We start from the raw sequence: 16,142 nt of genomic DNA on the forward strand, positions 1-16,142 counted from the left end.
CTGACGGCCCAGCAGAACCCGGTCGCACACGACGCGTCCCCGCGCGGATCCGCGCAGGTCGGCGTTAGTCTCGGCAGCACGGCGGGCCGGAACCGACGTTGGGTTCCGGTACGCAACAGACCGCCCTGACCACGCACGTGTGGCCGGGGGTGCGAGGAGGATGGGGGCGCGTCGATGAGCATGCTCACTCCCCGCGGAATGCGGGGGCAGTACAAGATCACCGGCAAGCTGTACCCGCGGATGACCCGCCGCCGGCGCAAGTGGCCGATCATCGTGGCCTGCCTCGTCGCGCTCGCGGTGCTGAGCACGGGAGCCTGGGCGGTGTACCACTACACCGCGGACGACAAGAACACCGCGGCCGGCAAGCAGTGCACGCCGGCGCCCAGCGGTTCGCCCGCGGCGCCCGGCACCCAGGCGGCCGTCGTACCCGGCACCCCTGGCGACCTCCCCGCCGCCAACACCATCACGGTCAACGTCTACAACGCGACCGACCGCACCGGCCTGGCCAAGAGCGTCGCCGACGAGCTCAAGGCGCGCGGTTTCGTGATCGGCACGGTCGCCAACGACCCGCTGCGCCAGCCCAAGACCCCGGCCATGCCCGGCCCCGGCCAGATCCGCGCGGGCATCCCCGGCAAGACCCCGTCTTCGGTCGTCGGCGCGCACGCGGCGGGCATGCAGCCGGTCGAGGACGCGCGTACGGACGCCTCCGTCGACGTCGTCCTCGGCGAGACCTTCCAGGCCCTCGCCGCGCCGGACGCCGCCGCGGCCGCCCTCGCCCCGCCCGCCCCGGCCCCGGCCACCTCCGCGGCACCGGGCTGCTGACCGAACCGCACGCCGTCCCCACCTGTCATGACCCGCCCCACGGGGCATGACAGGTGTATGGGCTACCGCATCCTCGCCGACGCGGCCATGGTCACGCACTTCGCCTTCATCGGATACGTCGTGGTCGGCGGCTTCCTCGCGTGGCACTGGCCCCGCATGCTGTGGCCGCACCTGGCGGCGGGCGTGTGGGGCGTCCTGATCCTCACCGCCGGAGTCGAATGCCCGCTGACCGCCGCCGAGAACTGGGCCCGCGACCGCGCCGGCGGCAACCGCCTCCCGCCCTCCGGCTTCATCGACCACTACATCGAGGGCGTCCTCTACCCCGAGCGGTACACCCTGCTCCTGCAACTCCTCGCCGTCGCATGCGTCCTGGCCTCCTGGTACGTCCCCCTCCGCAGGCGCCTCACCCACCCCGCCCCCCGCCGCGGCAACCCCTGACGCAAGCCCGCATCAACAAGCCCGCATCAACGGCGGGCGTGAAGGGGAAGTGCGGCCAACCGCCCCGAATGAGACCACCGAGCGAGACCGAACGCAGACGCCGGGCCGGTCCATGATGGACCGACCCGGCGTCGATACTGCTGAGAGCGGTAGCGGTGGGATTTGAACCCACGGAGGAGTTGCCCCCTCACACGCTTTCGAGGCGTGCTCCTTAGGCCGCTCGGACACGCTACCGAGGGAGAGCCTACCCGACGTGACCCTGTGTCCCGAAACCGGTTTGCCGGAAGAAGGTGCTGAGGACGGTGCCGCACTCCTGTTCCAGGACGCCGGACACCACTTCGGGGCGGTGGTTGAGGCGGCGGTCGCGCAGGACGTCCCAGAGGGAGCCGGCGGCGCCGGCCTTGTCGTCCCAGGCGCCGAAGACGACTCGGTCGACGCGGGCGAGCACGATCGCGCCCGCGCACATGGTGCAGGGTTCGAGGGTGACCACGAGAGTGCAGCCGGAGAGGCGCCATTCGCCGACCGTGCGGGCGGCTTCGCGGAGGGCGACGACCTCGGCGTGCGCGGTGGGGTCGCCGTACGCCTCGCGCTCGTTGCGACCGCGGCCGACGACCGTGCCGTCCGGGCCGAGGACGACGCAGCCGATGGGCACGTCGCCGGTGGCCGGGGCCTGGCGCGCCTCGTCCAGGGCGAGGCGCATCCAGGGTTCGTACCGGGTCCGGACCGGGCCTCTGCGATCCCGGTCCGGGGTGGCCGGCGGGACCGTCAACGCACGGTCTCCAGTTCGTCGGCGCAGCCGAGGCGTTCGGCGATCACGATGAGGGCGTCGGCCGGCAGCCGTCCGCCGCCGCCGAGTTCGGTGAGCTCGTCGGGGTCGACGCCGAGGTCCGCGAGGACGGTCTCGTCGCCGGCCGGGCCGGTGGGCGAAGCCTCCTCGTCGTCGTCCGGGTCGTGGCCCAGGACTTCGGCGGTCAGCAGGGTGTCGCCGTAGGCGCTGCGGGCGACCGCGGCGGCGTCGGAGACGTAGATGCGCGGATCCTCCTCGCCGTCCACGCGAATGACGGCGAACCAGGTGTCCTCCTGCTCGACGAGCAGGAGGACCGGTTCGTCGTCGACCGACAAGGCGCGTGCGAGATCGGCGATCCCGTCGAGGTCCTCGACATCGTCGAGGTCGACCTCTTGCGCCTCCCATTGGTGCTCAGTACGCACAAGCACTGCGGCGAAGTACGCCACCGGACTCTCCCAGGTCGTCAGACTCGGCGCGGCCGGCTTCCCGTCCGCGCGCCCTGCCGTGTTCTCGGTTCCCCGCCGTCCCCCGGCTCGCGTGCCGGGATCCCCGCGGGCCCGGAACCACGGATGTGCTTCCCTCACGCATCGTGGCAGAAACGAGGGCGCCCGCGCGCGGATTGGGACCCTGGGCGCGCGGGCGTCGTGAGGGGTGTGTGGGAGGGACGGCGGGATCAGTACCGGAAGGTGCGCATACGCATCATCTGACGCAGCCGGGCGGTCCGGGTGCGCCGCGGCTGGATGCGCTCGCGGAGCTCGTGCGCCTCGGCCAACTCCCGCAGGAACAGGGCCCGTCGGCGGCGGCGTTCGGCGTCCGTCTCCTCGGGACGGCCCTCGGGCGCGCGTACGGCCGCCTCGACGGACGGCAGCCCGGCGCCGGGCGGCGCGCCCTCGACGGGTTCGCCCGCGGGAACGTTCGGGTCGATCGGGTCGATCGGGTCGGTCGGGTCGGTCGGGTCGGTCTGGTCGGTCGACGAAGTCGGGTCGGGCGCGGGCGCGTCGACAGCCGTGGCGCCCGTGACCGCAGGGTCGGCCGGGACGGGGGCGGCAATTGCGGCGGGAGTCTCGTCGGTCGCTTCGGCCGCGGCGGCCCGGGACACCGGGCGCCGCACCGAGGTCTTGCGCGACGCGGACGCGCGGCGTCGGGCGCGGGGCGCGGCGGACCCGGCCGAAGCCGCAGCCGCAGCCGGGCTGGAGCCAGGTCGGCCTTCGGCACCCGACGCGTTCGCGGAACCGGAGGCCGTACGCCCGGCTCCGCTCTTCCCCCGCTCCGACGACGCCTTGCGCCCGGACGGGCCGGGCGCGCTGTCGGTCACGCGCGCGGTGGTTGCGGGCCGGACGCCGTTGGCGACCGACGCGGATGCACGGGCGGACTTGGCCGGCGAACGCCGGGTCCGGGACCCCGGCTGGTCCACGGCCCCGTTCAGGGACGCCCCCTGCGACCGACCCGCGGACCCCGTCGGTTTCACCGACGCCGTTCCGAGCCCCTTCGCCGACTCGGCCGCCTTGCCGGACGCCGTCCGGCCCGCCGCGGACCTGGCCGCCGCAGACCCGCCGGACTTGCTCCGTGCCGACCCCGACTTCCCGCCGGTCGGCTTCTCGGCGGACTTGTCGGCAGGCTTGCCGGAGGAGCCGCCGCGCCGGGACCGCGGGGAGCGAGACCGGGCGGAACGAGCGGAGCGGGCCGGGGTATCGGCCTTGCCCGACACGTCGGCGGCGCTCGAAGACCCCGAGGAACCTGCGGCACCCGAGCCTCCGGAGGCACCCGTCCCCGGAGCCCGCCGTCCGGACGCGCCCCCGGAAGAGACGTCAGAAGCCGGCGGGGCAGTCGCAGGCGGGGCAGTCGCGGGCGGGCTCGTGACAGGCGGCCCTGCGGCAGGGTTTGCGGCCGTGCGGGTCCGTGCCGTGCTGCGCCTCGACTGGGCCATGGCTCCCCTCGCGTCCCTGTCGTGTTTCGTCCCGACTCCTTTTAACCTGCCCGTTCAGCGGGTTTTACGCCACCGCAGTCGGGATCGGCGCGAGCGAGCGGATACTGTCTCACCATGCGGATTCATGTCGTCGACCATCCCCTCGTCGCGCACAAACTCACCACGCTGCGCGATGAGCGCACCGACTCGCCGACGTTCCGACGGCTGGCCGACGAGCTCGTCACACTGCTGGCGTACGAGGCGACCCGCGACGTCCGGGTGGACCGCGTGGACCTGCGCACCCCTGTTTCCGCGACGACCGGCGTGAAGCTGTCGTACCCGCGTCCCCTTGTTGTGCCGATCCTCCGGGCCGGGCTGGGCATGCTCGACGGCATGGTGCGGCTGCTGCCCACCGCGGAGGTCGGGTTCCTCGGGATGATCCGCGACGAGGGCACGCTGCAACCGTCGACCTATGCGACGCGCATGCCGGACGACCTGACCGGGCGGCAGGCGTACGTCCTCGACCCGATGCTCGCCACCGGCGGCACTCTCATCGCCGCGACGCGCCTGCTGATCGAACGCGGCGCACTCGACGTCACAGCCCTGTGCCTGCTCGCGGCCCCGGAGGGGGTCGAGGTGATGCGCAAGGCGTTCGAGGACTCCGAGGTGCAGGTCACCGTGGTCACCGCCGCGGTCGACGAACGGCTCAACGAGCACGGCTACATCGTGCCGGGCCTCGGCGACGCGGGCGACCGGCTCTACGGCACCGCGGGCTGACCGGGCGGGACCCGCCCACAGCCCACGCGGCCGAGAACCCGCAGAACCCAGGACCCGGGACCCGGGACCCCCGCGAACGGGGACCCGGGACCAAAGACCCCCGCAAACGGGGACGTCCGCCGGATGCACAACCGTTCGGTACGGCGCATGCTTGGTGGTGTGCCCGGGGCTGGGCAGGAGCCCCGCCGGCACCCGGGACTCCAGGCCGATGCCTGCGACGGTTCGACCCACCGTTGCGCCGGCCGGGTCCCTGCAAAGAAGAGGGAGCGACCGATTCCCCCCGCGGCCGCTCCCTCTTCTTCTGGTTTTTCCTCACCCGCTTTGGGGATTCTTTACGGCCCCATCCGCGCCCGCCGGACGGACTTACAGGTCATTCGCGGGCATACCGGGATCGCCATGTTTCGCTTCCCCCGGCCGTACGGCGTGGAGGCTCGCCGCAGTCCGCAGGGACCGGTATCAATGAGGGTGAGCGTCGGGCGGCGCTTCTCAGGGGAGGCAGGACGATGCAGGTGCAGGCCAAGAAGATCATCGGCGTACTGCTCATAAGCTTCGTCGTCTATACGATCATCGCCACACCGGACAAGGCCAGCGACCTGATCGCGCAGTGGTTCTCGGCCATTTCCTCGGCCTCCAAGTGGGTCGGCAACCAGATCGGCAACCTGGCCAACTGAGCCGGACCGAGCCCCCGCCGCCCACGGAACCCCCGCCGCCCGGAACCCCGAGAACCCCGAGAACGCCGCCGCCGATGCTGGACCCGTCGATATCCCCGAAGACCGTTCAGCGGTACCTCCTGCCCGCCGAGAAGTGCGTGGTGGCGGTGCGCCGCCACTGGTCGATCCTCATCCGCCCCGGGGCCGCCGCCCTCGGCGCCGCCGTGCTCGCCCTCGCGATGGCGTGGTACTTCCCGGAGGAGAACGCCGTCGTGCACCTCGCGTTGTGGCCCGCGGTCGTCGCCGCCGTGCTGTGGCTGACCTGGCACGTGCTGGTCTGGCGCCACGACTACTTCTTCGTCACCGACCGCCGGGTCATCGTGGCCCACGGCGTGCTGACCCGGCACGTGCTGATGGTGCCGCTCGGCGAGGTGAGCGAGCTGAAGTTCCAGCGCTCGCTGTCCGGCCGCATCCTCGGGCACGGCACGCTGCTCCTGGAATCGGACGTCACCGAGGACGCCCTGAAGGACGTGCAGTATGTTCCGTGGCCGGACACGATCTATGTCCGGATGTGCGACCTGCTGTTCGATGCCAAGGGGTAAGCGATGATCCGTCACCTGGTGCTCTTCAAGCTGAACGAGGGCGTCTCGCGCGAGGAGCCGCGCGTGGCCGAGGGGCACAAGGCGTTCGCGGCACTCGACGGCGTCGTCCCCGAGCTGAAGTCGTGGCAGTGCGGATGGAACATCACCGAGCGGGACATCGCCTACGACTACGCGATCGTCTGCGACGTCGAGGACCGCGACGCGCTCCAGCGCTACCTGACGCACCCCGACCACCAGGCCGCCGCCGCCCTGTGGCGCGCGTTCGCCACCTGGGTCGTCGCGGACCTGGAGAGCTGAACACCGGAGACCTGAACGAGGGCCGAACGGGGTCCGAACGCGGGTCCCGGCAAGGCCCGAAGGACCCGACCCACGGGTAACTTCCCGCGATTTCCAACCCGTTCGGCACAACATTTGCCCGCTTCATCACTGGTTGCCCGGGGGACCACGTCCGAGTTGACGCGCTTCAGGTGACAAATCCAGGATGTCGCAAGGGGTTTGGCCGCCGCGCACACCGGTATGTGGGTAGCGAACGACGGCCGCCCGGACCCGACGGACGGCCGACCAGGTTCGGCTCCGACGAGGAGGTGGGCTCTCCAGTGCTGCTACGCGATGCGTCCGCGGTGGATGCCGCCGAGGCTGACTCCGCAACCCAATCCGTCTCCGTGCCCCTCCCCCGCTCCGGCACGGCCGCCGTGCCGGCCGCGCGGGACGGGTCCGCCACCCCGGGCACGGCACCACGCACCGCCGCGGCCGCCCCCGAGGCCCCGCTCGACACCCGGGTGCTCTCGCGCACCCTCCTGCTGCGCCTCTCGGAGGTCGAGGAGGGGTCGCCCGAGCACGCGTACGTGCGCGGCACCCTCGTCGAACTCAACCTTCCGCTGGTGCGGTTCGCGGCGAACCGCTTCCGCAGCCGGACCGACCAGTACGAGGACGTCCTCCAGGTCGGCACCATCGGCCTGATCAAGGCGATCGACCGCTTCGACCCGCACCGCGGCGTGGAGTTCCCGACCTACGCGGTCCCGACGATCATCGGCGAGATCAAGCGGTTCTTCCGCGACACGTCGTGGAGCGTACGCGTCCCGCGCCGCCTCCAGGAGCTGCGCCTGGCGCTGGCCGAGGCCACCGAGGAGTTCTCGCACAAGCACGACCGCGCGCCGACCGTGGTCGAACTCGCCAACCACCTGGGCATGTCCGTCGAGGAGATCCTGGAGGGCATGGAGGCCGCCAACGCCTACTCGCCCGCCTCCCTCGACGCGCACGACCTGGACGACGACCGCGACAACGCGCTCATCGCCCGGCTCGGCCAGGAGGACGAGGCGCTGGACGGCGTCGAGTACCGCGAGGCGCTGCGCCCGCTGCTGGCCCGCATGCCGCCGCGCGACCGGCAGATCATCATGCTGCGGTTCTTCGGCAACATGACCCAGTCGCAGATCGGCGAGCGCCTCGGCATCTCCCAGATGCACGTATCGCGTTTGCTGGCAAGGGCGTTGGCCCGACTGCGCGCGGACCTGTCGGCGTAGCCCTCAGCCGTCCACGCCGTCGTACCGGGCGAGCAACAGCGCGATGTCGTCGCCCAGTTCGCCGGTGCGGCGGGCGATGAGGTGTCCCGCGAGCCCGTCCGGGGTCATGCCCCGGCCGTGCTCCAGGGTCTCCAGCATCCACGCCACGCCGTCGTCCAGGCTGAGCCCGCGCGACTCGACCAGGCCGTCCGTGCAGAGCACCAGGACGTCGCCGGGCTCCAGCACCAGTTCGGTGGCGGGGTACTGCGCGTCGGTGTCGATGCCGAGCGGCAGCCCGCCCGGGACGTCCACCAGCGCCGTCCCCGCGCGCCCGAGCACGGCCGGGTGCTGGTGGCCCGCCCGCACCGCGACCGCGCGGCCGGTGTGCGGGTCGAACTCGACGTACGCGCACGTCGCGAACAGGTCGGTGCCGAGCCCCGCGGTCAGCATGTTGGTGCGCCGCACCACCTCGGCCGGCTCGTGCCCCTCGACCGCGTACGCCAGCACCGCGGTTCGCAGGATTCCCATGATCGCCGCGGCGTCCACGCCGTGTCCCTGCACGTCGCCGATCACCAGCCCCACGCGTCCGTCCGGCAGCGAGATCACGTCATGCCAGTCGCCGCCGACCTGCATGCCGACCGTCGCGGGAATGTAGCGCGTGGCGACCGTCAGCCCCGCGACGCGCGCCGGGCGACCCGGCAGCAGGCCGCGTTGCAGGCCCGACGACATCGCGTGCTCGTCGTCGTAGCGGCGCGCGCGGTGCAGCGCGCGGGCGAGCAGCGCGCGCAACTGGCCGAACAGGCGGTAGTCGTCGGCGTCGAACTGCCGCTCGTGGTTGTAGGAGAGGATCGCCGTGCCGACGACCTCGCCGGAGGCGACCAACGGCAGGAACACCCAGGCCTGCTTGCCCGCCGCGCCCGCGAGGTCCACCAAGTGCGGGTAGCGGCGCAGGTATTCGCTACGCGAGGTGATCGCAAAGGCGCTGCGGCGGCGCACCGCCTCGACGAAGGGCGCGTCCTCGTCCAACTCCCATGCGGTGTAGCCGGTTGCGGCGCGCGGCGGGTACCCGGCGTGGCCGACGACCCGGAGCCGGCCGTCCTGCACCATCCCGATCACCAGGCCGTCCGCACCGCAGACCGCGGGCAGTCGACGTGCCGCGCGCACCACGTCGCGCACCGTCAGTGATTCGGCAAGTGCCGCTGTCAGCAACTGGATTCGCGCCTGCTGCGCGGCCGCGAGCTGGGCCGCCTCACGACGTTCGGCCTCCTGCCGGCGCTCCTCGGTGATGTCGAGGCAGAACAACAGCATCTGGTCCGGACGCGGGTACGCCCGGACCCGGAACCACCGGTCGTCGCCCGGCACATGCAGCGTGAACGACTGCGGGCGGCGCTCCTGGAGCGCCGCGAACAGGTGGCGCCCCCACCCGTGGCTGCGGGCCTCGGGCAGCAGCGCGTGCAGCGGGCGTCCCAGGATCTCGGCGCGCGGCCTGCGGAAGAGCTGCTCGCTGGGGCCGTTGCAGTAGATGACGCGCCACTCCTCGTCGACGACGATGACCAGCGCCTCGACCTCCTCGGCCTGCCGCGCGAGGCTCAGGCGCAGGTCGGACACCTCGGTCACGTCGGTGACCACACCGCGCAGGCGGCGCGGGCGGCCGCCGGACGCCTTCACGACGCTCCCGCGCACCTCCACCCACCGGTGCGGGCCGCCCTCGGGGTCGAGCATCCGGTGCCCGGAGCTGAGTCGCCCGTCGTTCGCGAACGCCTCGGCGAGATTGAGGCGCAACCCCGGGTAGTCGTCCGGGTGCAGCGCGCACAGGACCGACTCGATCGGTCCGACGTACGCCCCGCGCGAACCCAGGAGCCCGCCCAGCCGGGGGTCGAGCACGATCTCGCCGCTGACCAGGTCCCAGTCGAACGTCCCGGTGCCGGCCGCGTCGAGCGCGTCCAGCGTCGACTGGAGATTGGGCCGCGACCGGCGGGAACGCCGGGCGGACGTGGCAGGTGCGGCGGGCGTGGCGGGTGCGGGAGCGGTGCCCTGCTCGGCGGCGATGCGCACGCCCAGCGGCTCGGCGGCCGGGGCGGACGCGCGGACCGGCCCGCCGGCGGACGCCCGGGCGGGGGCGGTCAGCGCGGTGGCACCCGGAGTGGCGGAAGAGGTGGGGGAAGAGGTGGGGGCAGGAGTGGCCACGGGACCTGACGCCCAACCGCCGTTCGCCGCGGCCGTCCCGACGGTGTGCGCCCGGCGAAACGGTTCCGCCAGCGGGAGTTCGCCGAGGCCCGCGATCTCCTCGCCGATCAGCTCGGCGAACGCCCGGACCCGCGCGGTCAGCCGCGGCCCGAACCGCATCGGGTCGCGGAACGCGACGGTGAGGACACCGCGTACCGGCTCCTCTCGGGAGGACGCGCCTATCGGACCGCCGAGCGGCACCGCGATGCACGAGCCGGTGCGGCCGCCCCACGTCTGCGCCTCCCGGCGCGGGTAGCGCGCGGCCCCGGCGACCTGGTCCTCCACGGTGACGACGCGGCGCGAACGCAGCGCCTCGGTGACCGGCAGGTGCTCGTCCGGGAGGATGCGGCACCACAGGTGGCAGATGGTGGGCGGGCCGACGAAGTCCATCAGGAGACCGGCCACACCGCGCAGTTCCGCGATGTCCTCGTGCCACAGGTGCAGCATCACGACGGCGACCGGCGACTCGCGGCCGCACGTCTCCACCAGGTCGAGAAGCAGGGGTTCCAGCGGTGCCTGGAGACCGGGCCACGACCAGGCGGGCACGAAGCCACGGCCGGGACGCGCGGCCCCCGCTCCGACGGCGGCGCTCATCGCGGCGACTCCGGTTCGAGGGGTCGTCGGGAATCCGTTCCCCCGTTCGTCCCCCATGCGCTGCCTCCTCGGTGGTGACGCGATGCCCTGGACGCGCATCCGTCGCGAGTCCCCCGCCCCGAGTACGGATCCGGCATCGCGCGGCCACTCCCCGGGTGGCACTGTCGCGCAAGGTTACGCGGTGCACACCGGATCCGTTGGACAACACACCTATAGCAATAACGGCCGATTCGCGCCACTCGTGAGCATAAACAACTACGTATCTTGATCGACATTCGCCTGGATTTGATCTGTACCCTACCCGAGGCTGTGTGATATGAAGAATTTTGATGGTAAATGTCTGGTTTGCCCGAAGCGGTTTGATAAGGACGCGGCTTCTGGTATTGATCTGATGGACACCGACCGGTATCGATCCGGCCAGTCCGGAAAGCACTGCCGGTTCTAGACGATCCCGCGATGAGGTACGGATGTCTGCCCTGCTCGACACCCAGCACGTTCACGACGAACTCGCGCCTCGCACACTCCCCGAGGTCCCGATCGGGCGGCGGCCCGCCGCACTCCCGCCGGCCGACGACCCGGGTCCACTCGACACACTCGAACCCGATCCCGACGGGCCACGCGACAGCTCCGAGGTCCGCCGCATGTCCGCCGTGCTCTTCGCCCGGCTCGCCGAACTGGAGCGCGGGACACCGGAGCACGGCTACGTCCGCGACCGTCTCATCCGCCAGAACCTCCCGCTCGTCCGCTATGCGGCGAACCGGTTCCGGCACCGCAACGAGCCGCACGAGGACGTCGTGCAGGTCGGCACGATCGGCCTGATCAAGGCCATCGACCGGTTCGACCCGGACCGCGGCGTGCAGTTCCCCTCGTACGCCATGCCCACCATCATCGGCGAGATCAAGCGGTACTTCCGCGACAGCGGCTGGTCGCTGCGCGTGCCGCGACGCGTCCAGGAGCTGTGGCTGTCGCTGTCCGAGGCGATCGAGACCCTGTCACAGGCCAACGACCGCGCGCCGACGGTGGCCGAGATGGCCGTGTACCTCCAGGTCACCCAGGAAGAAGTGGTCGCCTGCCTGGAGGCCACCAACGCGTACGCGCCCTCCTCGCTCGACGCCCCCGACGGCACCGAGGAGCGCACGCTCGCGGACCGCCTCGGCTACCAGGACCAGGCGCTCGAAGGCGTCGAGTACCGCGAGGCCCTGCGGCCGCTGCTGTCCAGACTGCCCGCGCGCGAGCGCAAGATCCTCATGATGCGGTTCTTCCAGAGCATGTCGCAGTCCCAGATCGCCACCGAGCTGGGCATCTCCCAGATGCACGTGTCCAGGCTCCTGTCCCGCACTCTCACGCGCCTGCGCGCCGAGCTGGGGGACTGCTGAACGCAGGGCCGTGTCGCCGCGAGCCGGCGCGGCACACGCCCTGGGGGGTGGGGGGAGGCCGGGGACGCGACGGAATCCCGCTGTTTCATGGCAGGAAACCCATAGGAATTACAGGGGGGAACCAACGGATTGGTGATCGCCACCCTTCGGGGGAGGGTGCGCTCACCGGTGGGACAGACCACATGAACAAGTCCAGGAAGCGACATGTCGCCCCGATTGGGCGCACCGTGCGGTCGGGTGCGGAGACGCGCCCCGAGACGTACACGGGGACACACGTCGAGAGCGGCGGCACACGGGAGTTCGTCCCGGATGCCGCCGCTCCGTTGCTACTGCGCTGATTGATGGACCGTCAGGCTGTCGGCCGTGTCAGGCAGGCAGACGTGTGAGCCCTGTCAGACGGTCAGGAGTTGCAGGCGCAGCTTCGTCAGCGTCACCACGTCCAGGCCCAGCCCGACGCGCAGGAAGCGGTCGAACGAGCCGAACTCCTTCTGCACCTCGTCGAACGCCGCGTCCAGGTACTGCTTCTGGACACCGAGCAGCGGGTCGAGCAGGTCCGGGTTCTCCATGAGGCCCGCGTACTTCAGCCCCGCCTTGGTCCTGTCGTTGGCGGCCTTGAGGTACGTGTTGCTCAGCAGGTAGTCCTGCGTCACCGTCGCCCGGTCGACGCCGAGCGCGGTCAGGATGACCGCCGACATCCAGCCGGTGCGGTCCTTCCCGGCCGAGCAGTTGAACAGCGTCGTCTCGCCGTTCGCGATCCGCTTGATCACCTGGGCGAACTGCGCGCGCTGCGCCGGGTCGTTCACGAACGACCGGTTCGCGTCGACCAGCAGTTGCTCGGCCTTGCCGTTGCCCAGCGCCTCGGCCTGCTTGACCGGGTCCCTGCTGTCGATGACCTCGTTCAGCTTCTGGTACATGCCGCCGTCCGAGACCGGCACGCGCAGGACCTCGGTGCCGGCCGGGACCTTGTCCGCGCCGTTGAGGTTCAGCTCGAAGTCGGTGCGCAGGTCGGCGACGGTGTCCACGCCGACCGCCTTGAGGCGGGCGATGTCCGCCTCGGTCAGCTTGGTGAGCGCGTCGGAGCGGTAGACCTGGCCGTACTTGACGGTCAGACCGTAGGCCGCCTTGTAGCCGCCCAGGTCACGGGCGTTGCCCGCGGCCGAGAGGCCGACGCCGCGCGGTGCCACCGTGACCGCGCCGAGCGGGTTGCGGTCCGGCACGAGTTGGAAGTACCAGCGCTTGGCCGGGTCCAGGCCCGTGACGGTCACGGACGTGGCCTTGGTGACCGCGACCTGACGGCCGGTCAGGGCCGGGAAGGACGGGTTGGTCGACGCGTACACCCGCACCTCGCCGGTGCGGTTCGCCGTCCACGACAGCTTGACCGAACCGTCCGACGCGGCCTCCGCCGCCGCGTCGGACAGGACGGTCCGGCCACTGTGGGCGGACTGGTGGGACGGAGCCGCGACGGCCGTCCCGGAGACCGCGAGGGTTCCCGCTGTGGTGCCGAGGGCAAGCGTGGCCACCATCGCGCAGGTGGCCGCTCTTGTACGACGGAGCTTCATACCACTCCAAGTTGGTCCGGTGCCCCGCACGCGGACGCGCGGCGACGCCGCACGGCACGCCGGGGCAGCATGAGATGGCCGATGACACGTGTCAGTACCGGTCACCGGCCACAACCGATCAGGTGCGCAGACTGTAAGCGAAAGGGGCGAAAGGATCGAGAGCACGAACAGGAATTTTGATGGCCGAAAAGTGAACTCCGATGATCTTCGGCCAATCCGCCGCGCACGTCACAAGATCGTGTCGGCGGCACCGCCCGCGCAAGACCCCGTCGTAACCTCGGTCGAGGCCCCTCGGCGCCGGAATCCGTGCGCCACACCGCACGTTCCGGGCAGGCTAGGACCGTACGTGACAACCGGTCGGCAGACTTGGTCAGGACGGACGGGTCGGCGGATGCGGGCGGGGGATCCGGGCAAGGGATCCGGGGGCACAGGCAAGCGTGCCCGGGAGAAAGAGGAGGGAACCGTGCCGGACGGTTTCGACAGGCGCCCCACAACCGGCGACCGACAGCCGGCGCGGAGAACGACGGCGCGGCAGTACGACGACGATGACCTGTACGACGAGCCGCGGCGCGGCGGCGACCCGTACGGCGACCCCTACCAGGACGACTACGACGACGCCGGGGAGGACACCGACGAGGCGGGCGGCGGCGACCGCCCGGGCGCGGTGCGGCGCATCGCGAACTGGCTCGGCCTGGGCGTCGGTTCCGACGAGACGTACGGCGAGCCGCGCGACCGCGGCGACGACGGGGACGGCCGGGACGAGGACGGTCCGGACGGGGGCCGTCGGGGCGGCGACCGGGACCGCGACGACTTCTACGACGCGGCGCCCGGCATCCCGCCGCAGCCGACGTCGCCCCCGGCGCGGCCGGTGGACGAGGGTGAGGACGCGGACTCCAGGTTCACGGCGGGTCGCCGCGGCGGACGGGATCCTTACGACGTGGAGGACGACGAACGGACGTCCGAGACACGGCTGCCGGATCCCCGGTCCGCGCGTACCGGCGACAACTTCGGCCTTCCGGACGACGACGCCGATTCCATCGGCACCGCCGGAGCGGGCCTGCCTCCGGCCACTCGGCCCCGGCGTACCAGGGCCACCAGCCCCTGGGAGGACATCATGCTCGGCTCGGGCCCGCCGCCCGGGACCCCGATGTCCGACGCGATGCCCGCAGGGACTTTGCCCCCTGACACCTACGCGGTACGCCCGCCCGCGGCGGCGGCGGAGGCCCCCTCGGTGCCACTGTCCGAGAGCCCGTCCCGCCGGGCGGGAGAGCGGACAGGCGAACGGGCCGGAGAGCGAACGAGCGAGCGGACGGGCGAGACGCGCAGCGGGTCGGCACTCTCCGACTGGCTGGACCCGATGGACCCGGTCGACCCCCTGCACCCGGACGACCCTGCGGGAACGTCCGGAACGACGGAAGAGGACACGGACACCGGGGGCCGCACCAAGACGACGACGGCAGCGACCGCCGGTGGCTCCGAAGACACCGGCTCCGACAGCTCGTTCGACGACCCGGGCCCGACGGGGACGATCACCGCGATCCCGGTCCAGGCACCGCCGCCTCCTCCCGCAACTGCCGCAACCGCCGCGGCGACCGCGGTAACCAGTACAAAGCCGGGCACCACGCCTCCGCCGGCCAAGCAACCGACAGCCCCTCCCTCGGAGTTGCGCGACCAGCGAGACGACTACGCGGACGAATCACCCGAACCGCGGCGCATGCTGCGCCTCCTGCCCACCCCGGTGCTGTCCGACGGCGGCGGCATGGTCGTCGACGGCGGCGGCATCGGCCGGCTGACGGTACGCGCGGCCGCGGCCCGTGGTGACCTGCACTCGCAGCAGGGCACACCCCGGCAGAACTGCTTCGCGTCCGGCCCGGACCCGAGCCGCCGATGGACGATCTCCATCATCTGCGACGGCGTGGACGGCGGGTACGCCCCGGAGTTGGCCGCCCAGGTCGCCATCCGCAGCACCTACCGGGCCGTTTCCCGTATGGCGATGTCGGACCGCTACGAGGACTGGGACTGGACGACGACCCTGGCCGGCGTACAGGCCGAACTCCGCACCCGGCTGGCAGAGATCGGCGCGAAGGCCAAGACGCTGGGACGTCCCGCACCGGCCACCCGGCTCGCGGTGCTCGTCACGTCCGCCGAACCCATGCAGGACGACCGCGTGGACATGGCGGTGCTCGGCGACAGCACGATCCTCCGACTCGCGGAAGGCGGTTGGCGGGCCCCTCTCGGAATCCGCGAGACCCCGGCGGACGTCCCGCCCCCGGCACTTCCCGAACAGGGCACCGAGCACGTACGCGTCTGCCGTACCACCTGGCGCCCGAGCGACGCCCTGGTCCTCATGACAGGGGGATTCGCCGAGTCCCTCGGTGCGGGATCAGGAGGCCTGGCCGCCCGCCTGGCCGAAGACTGGCGCCGCCCACCGGAGTTGCTGGACTTCCTGGGCGACGTCGTGGAGGGAAGCCACACGGACGACGGCGCGGTCGTCGCGCTGTGGCCCGAACCCTAGGACGACCGACTCCGGCAACACGGGAAGACAACAGCAGAGGGCGGCACCGTCACGGTCCCGCCCTCTGTGTATTCCCTTCGGTCTTCCCTCAGGCGAACGCAAGCACTGCCGCCACGACAACCGCGATGACGGCGACGACGATCACGCCCACGACAACCGGCGAGACCCCACCACTTCGGTGGTGCTCCGCCGGCGGTGCCGGGTTCGGGTTCCCCTGCTCCGCGACGAACGCACGGAACATCTGGGTGCTTGCGGCAGGATCCATCTCATTGTTCTCGGCCATGCGCACGACCCTACCGCGCCGCACGGTTCCCCAAAACGCGTGAAGGCCCCCTCCGGAACGGAGGGGGCCTTCACACAAATCAATTCCGGCGGCGTCCTACTCTCCCAC

Annotated in this window: 15 protein-coding genes and 1 tRNA gene; 9 read left to right on the forward strand and 7 right to left on the reverse strand. The window is 71.8% G+C overall.

Annotated features, from left to right (window positions below; translation table 11 throughout):
- The first annotated feature begins 174 nt into the window (after window positions 1-174).
- Window positions 175-822, forward strand: coding sequence for a LytR C-terminal domain-containing protein (locus tag ACRX5S_RS20195; RefSeq protein ID WP_436774379.1), 648 nt, complete (start codon window positions 175-177; stop codon window positions 820-822).
- Between the two features lie 57 nt (window positions 823-879).
- Window positions 880-1,260, forward strand: coding sequence for a DUF2784 domain-containing protein (locus ACRX5S_RS20200; RefSeq protein ID WP_436774380.1), 381 nt, complete (start codon window positions 880-882; stop codon window positions 1,258-1,260).
- Between the two features lie 147 nt (window positions 1,261-1,407).
- On the opposite strand, the gene ACRX5S_RS20205 is transcribed toward ACRX5S_RS20200, so the two are convergent.
- From ACRX5S_RS20205 to ACRX5S_RS20220, 4 genes are all read right to left on the reverse strand, one after another.
- A tRNA-Ser gene (locus ACRX5S_RS20205) sits at window positions 1,408-1,494 on the reverse strand.
- Window positions 1,495-1,504: 10 nt separating this feature from the next.
- Window positions 1,505-1,960 carry a tRNA adenosine(34) deaminase TadA gene (gene tadA, locus ACRX5S_RS20210; protein ID WP_436774381.1) on the reverse strand — a complete coding sequence of 152 codons (456 nt, stop codon included), beginning with the start codon at window positions 1,958-1,960 and terminating at the stop codon, window positions 1,505-1,507.
- Between the two features lie 65 nt (window positions 1,961-2,025).
- A complete protein-coding gene (locus ACRX5S_RS20215) occupies window positions 2,026-2,493 on the reverse strand; it encodes a tRNA adenosine deaminase-associated protein (RefSeq protein WP_436774382.1) in 468 nt (155 codons plus the stop codon).
- A 227-nt stretch (window positions 2,494-2,720) separates the two neighbouring features.
- Window positions 2,721-3,362, reverse strand: coding sequence for a response regulator (locus tag ACRX5S_RS20220; RefSeq protein ID WP_436774383.1), 642 nt, complete (start codon window positions 3,360-3,362; stop codon window positions 2,721-2,723).
- Between the two features lie 726 nt (window positions 3,363-4,088).
- On the opposite strand from ACRX5S_RS20220, the gene upp reads away from it, so the two are divergent.
- The 5 genes from upp to ACRX5S_RS20245 all read left to right on the forward strand — a co-directional run bounded on the left by upp (window position 4,089) and on the right by ACRX5S_RS20245 (window position 7,502).
- Window positions 4,089-4,730, forward strand: a complete 642-nt coding sequence (gene upp, locus ACRX5S_RS20225; protein ID WP_436774384.1) for a uracil phosphoribosyltransferase — start codon at window positions 4,089-4,091, stop codon at window positions 4,728-4,730.
- Window positions 4,731-5,233: 503 nt separating this feature from the next.
- Entirely contained in the window at window positions 5,234-5,401 is a 168-nt protein-coding gene (locus ACRX5S_RS20230) for a hypothetical protein (protein WP_436774385.1), read from the forward strand.
- Between the two features lie 74 nt (window positions 5,402-5,475).
- Window positions 5,476-5,982: a PH domain-containing protein gene (locus tag ACRX5S_RS20235; RefSeq protein WP_436774386.1), complete on the forward strand. Its 507-nt coding sequence runs from the start codon at window positions 5,476-5,478 to the stop codon at window positions 5,980-5,982.
- A 3-nt stretch (window positions 5,983-5,985) separates the two neighbouring features.
- Complete coding sequence (locus ACRX5S_RS20240; protein WP_436774387.1) at window positions 5,986-6,279, forward strand: Dabb family protein; 294 nt, start codon at window positions 5,986-5,988, stop codon at window positions 6,277-6,279.
- Between the two features lie 299 nt (window positions 6,280-6,578).
- Window positions 6,579-7,502 (forward strand): RNA polymerase sigma factor SigF, encoded by a 924-nt coding sequence (locus ACRX5S_RS20245; RefSeq protein WP_436774388.1) that lies wholly within the window; start codon window positions 6,579-6,581, stop codon window positions 7,500-7,502.
- A gap of 3 nt (window positions 7,503-7,505) precedes the next feature.
- Here the strand turns inward: ACRX5S_RS20245 and ACRX5S_RS20250 are convergent, their stop codons facing one another.
- Window positions 7,506-10,358 (reverse strand): SpoIIE family protein phosphatase, encoded by a 2,853-nt coding sequence (locus ACRX5S_RS20250; protein ID WP_436774389.1) that lies wholly within the window; start codon window positions 10,356-10,358, stop codon window positions 7,506-7,508.
- Between the two features lie 410 nt (window positions 10,359-10,768).
- Here ACRX5S_RS20250 and ACRX5S_RS20255 point away from each other — a divergent pair, with 410 nt between their 5' ends.
- The gene (locus ACRX5S_RS20255; RefSeq protein ID WP_436774390.1) at window positions 10,769-11,677 is read left to right on the forward strand and encodes an RNA polymerase sigma factor SigF; all 909 of its coding nucleotides are present in this window, start codon (window positions 10,769-10,771) and stop codon (window positions 11,675-11,677) included.
- A gap of 392 nt (window positions 11,678-12,069) precedes the next feature.
- On the opposite strand, the gene ACRX5S_RS20260 is transcribed toward ACRX5S_RS20255, so the two are convergent.
- On the reverse strand, window positions 12,070-13,236 hold the full coding sequence (locus ACRX5S_RS20260; protein ID WP_436774391.1) for a tyrosine-protein phosphatase: 1,167 nt from the start codon (window positions 13,234-13,236) through the stop codon (window positions 12,070-12,072).
- 463 nt (window positions 13,237-13,699) lie between these two features.
- On the opposite strand from ACRX5S_RS20260, the gene ACRX5S_RS20265 reads away from it, so the two are divergent.
- Complete coding sequence (locus ACRX5S_RS20265; protein ID WP_436774392.1) at window positions 13,700-15,751, forward strand: protein phosphatase 2C domain-containing protein; 2,052 nt, start codon at window positions 13,700-13,702, stop codon at window positions 15,749-15,751.
- Between the two features lie 88 nt (window positions 15,752-15,839).
- On the opposite strand, the gene ACRX5S_RS20270 is transcribed toward ACRX5S_RS20265, so the two are convergent.
- Window positions 15,840-16,034 carry a hypothetical protein gene (locus ACRX5S_RS20270; protein ID WP_436774393.1) on the reverse strand — a complete coding sequence of 65 codons (195 nt, stop codon included), beginning with the start codon at window positions 16,032-16,034 and terminating at the stop codon, window positions 15,840-15,842.
- Window positions 16,035-16,142: the final 108 nt, after the last annotated feature.

Source organism: Yinghuangia sp. YIM S09857, assembly GCF_051388915.1.
Classification (GTDB): Bacteria; Actinomycetota; Actinomycetes; order Streptomycetales; family Streptomycetaceae; genus Yinghuangia.

Excerpts from the sequence above, each read along its gene's own strand:
- ACRX5S_RS20195 (WP_436774379.1), top strand. The coding sequence starts at position 175 with ATGAGCATGCTCACTCCCCGCGGAATGCGGGGGCAGTACAAGATCACC.
- ACRX5S_RS20200 (WP_436774380.1), top strand. The coding sequence starts at position 880 with ATGGGCTACCGCATCCTCGCCGACGCGGCCATGGTCACGCACTTCGCC.
- tadA (WP_436774381.1), bottom strand. The coding sequence starts at position 1,960 with ATGCGCCTCGCCCTGGACGAGGCGCGCCAGGCCCCGGCCACCGGCGAC.
- upp (WP_436774384.1), top strand. The coding sequence starts at position 4,089 with ATGCGGATTCATGTCGTCGACCATCCCCTCGTCGCGCACAAACTCACC.
- ACRX5S_RS20230 (WP_436774385.1), top strand. The coding sequence starts at position 5,234 with ATGCAGGTGCAGGCCAAGAAGATCATCGGCGTACTGCTCATAAGCTTC.
- ACRX5S_RS20235 (WP_436774386.1), top strand. The coding sequence starts at position 5,476 with ATGCTGGACCCGTCGATATCCCCGAAGACCGTTCAGCGGTACCTCCTG.
- ACRX5S_RS20240 (WP_436774387.1), top strand. The coding sequence starts at position 5,986 with ATGATCCGTCACCTGGTGCTCTTCAAGCTGAACGAGGGCGTCTCGCGC.
- ACRX5S_RS20250 (WP_436774389.1), bottom strand. The coding sequence starts at position 10,358 with ATGGGGGACGAACGGGGGAACGGATTCCCGACGACCCCTCGAACCGGA.
- ACRX5S_RS20255 (WP_436774390.1), top strand. The coding sequence starts at position 10,769 with ATGTCTGCCCTGCTCGACACCCAGCACGTTCACGACGAACTCGCGCCT.
- ACRX5S_RS20260 (WP_436774391.1), bottom strand. The coding sequence starts at position 13,236 with ATGAAGCTCCGTCGTACAAGAGCGGCCACCTGCGCGATGGTGGCCACG.
- ACRX5S_RS20270 (WP_436774393.1), bottom strand. The coding sequence starts at position 16,034 with ATGGCCGAGAACAATGAGATGGATCCTGCCGCAAGCACCCAGATGTTC.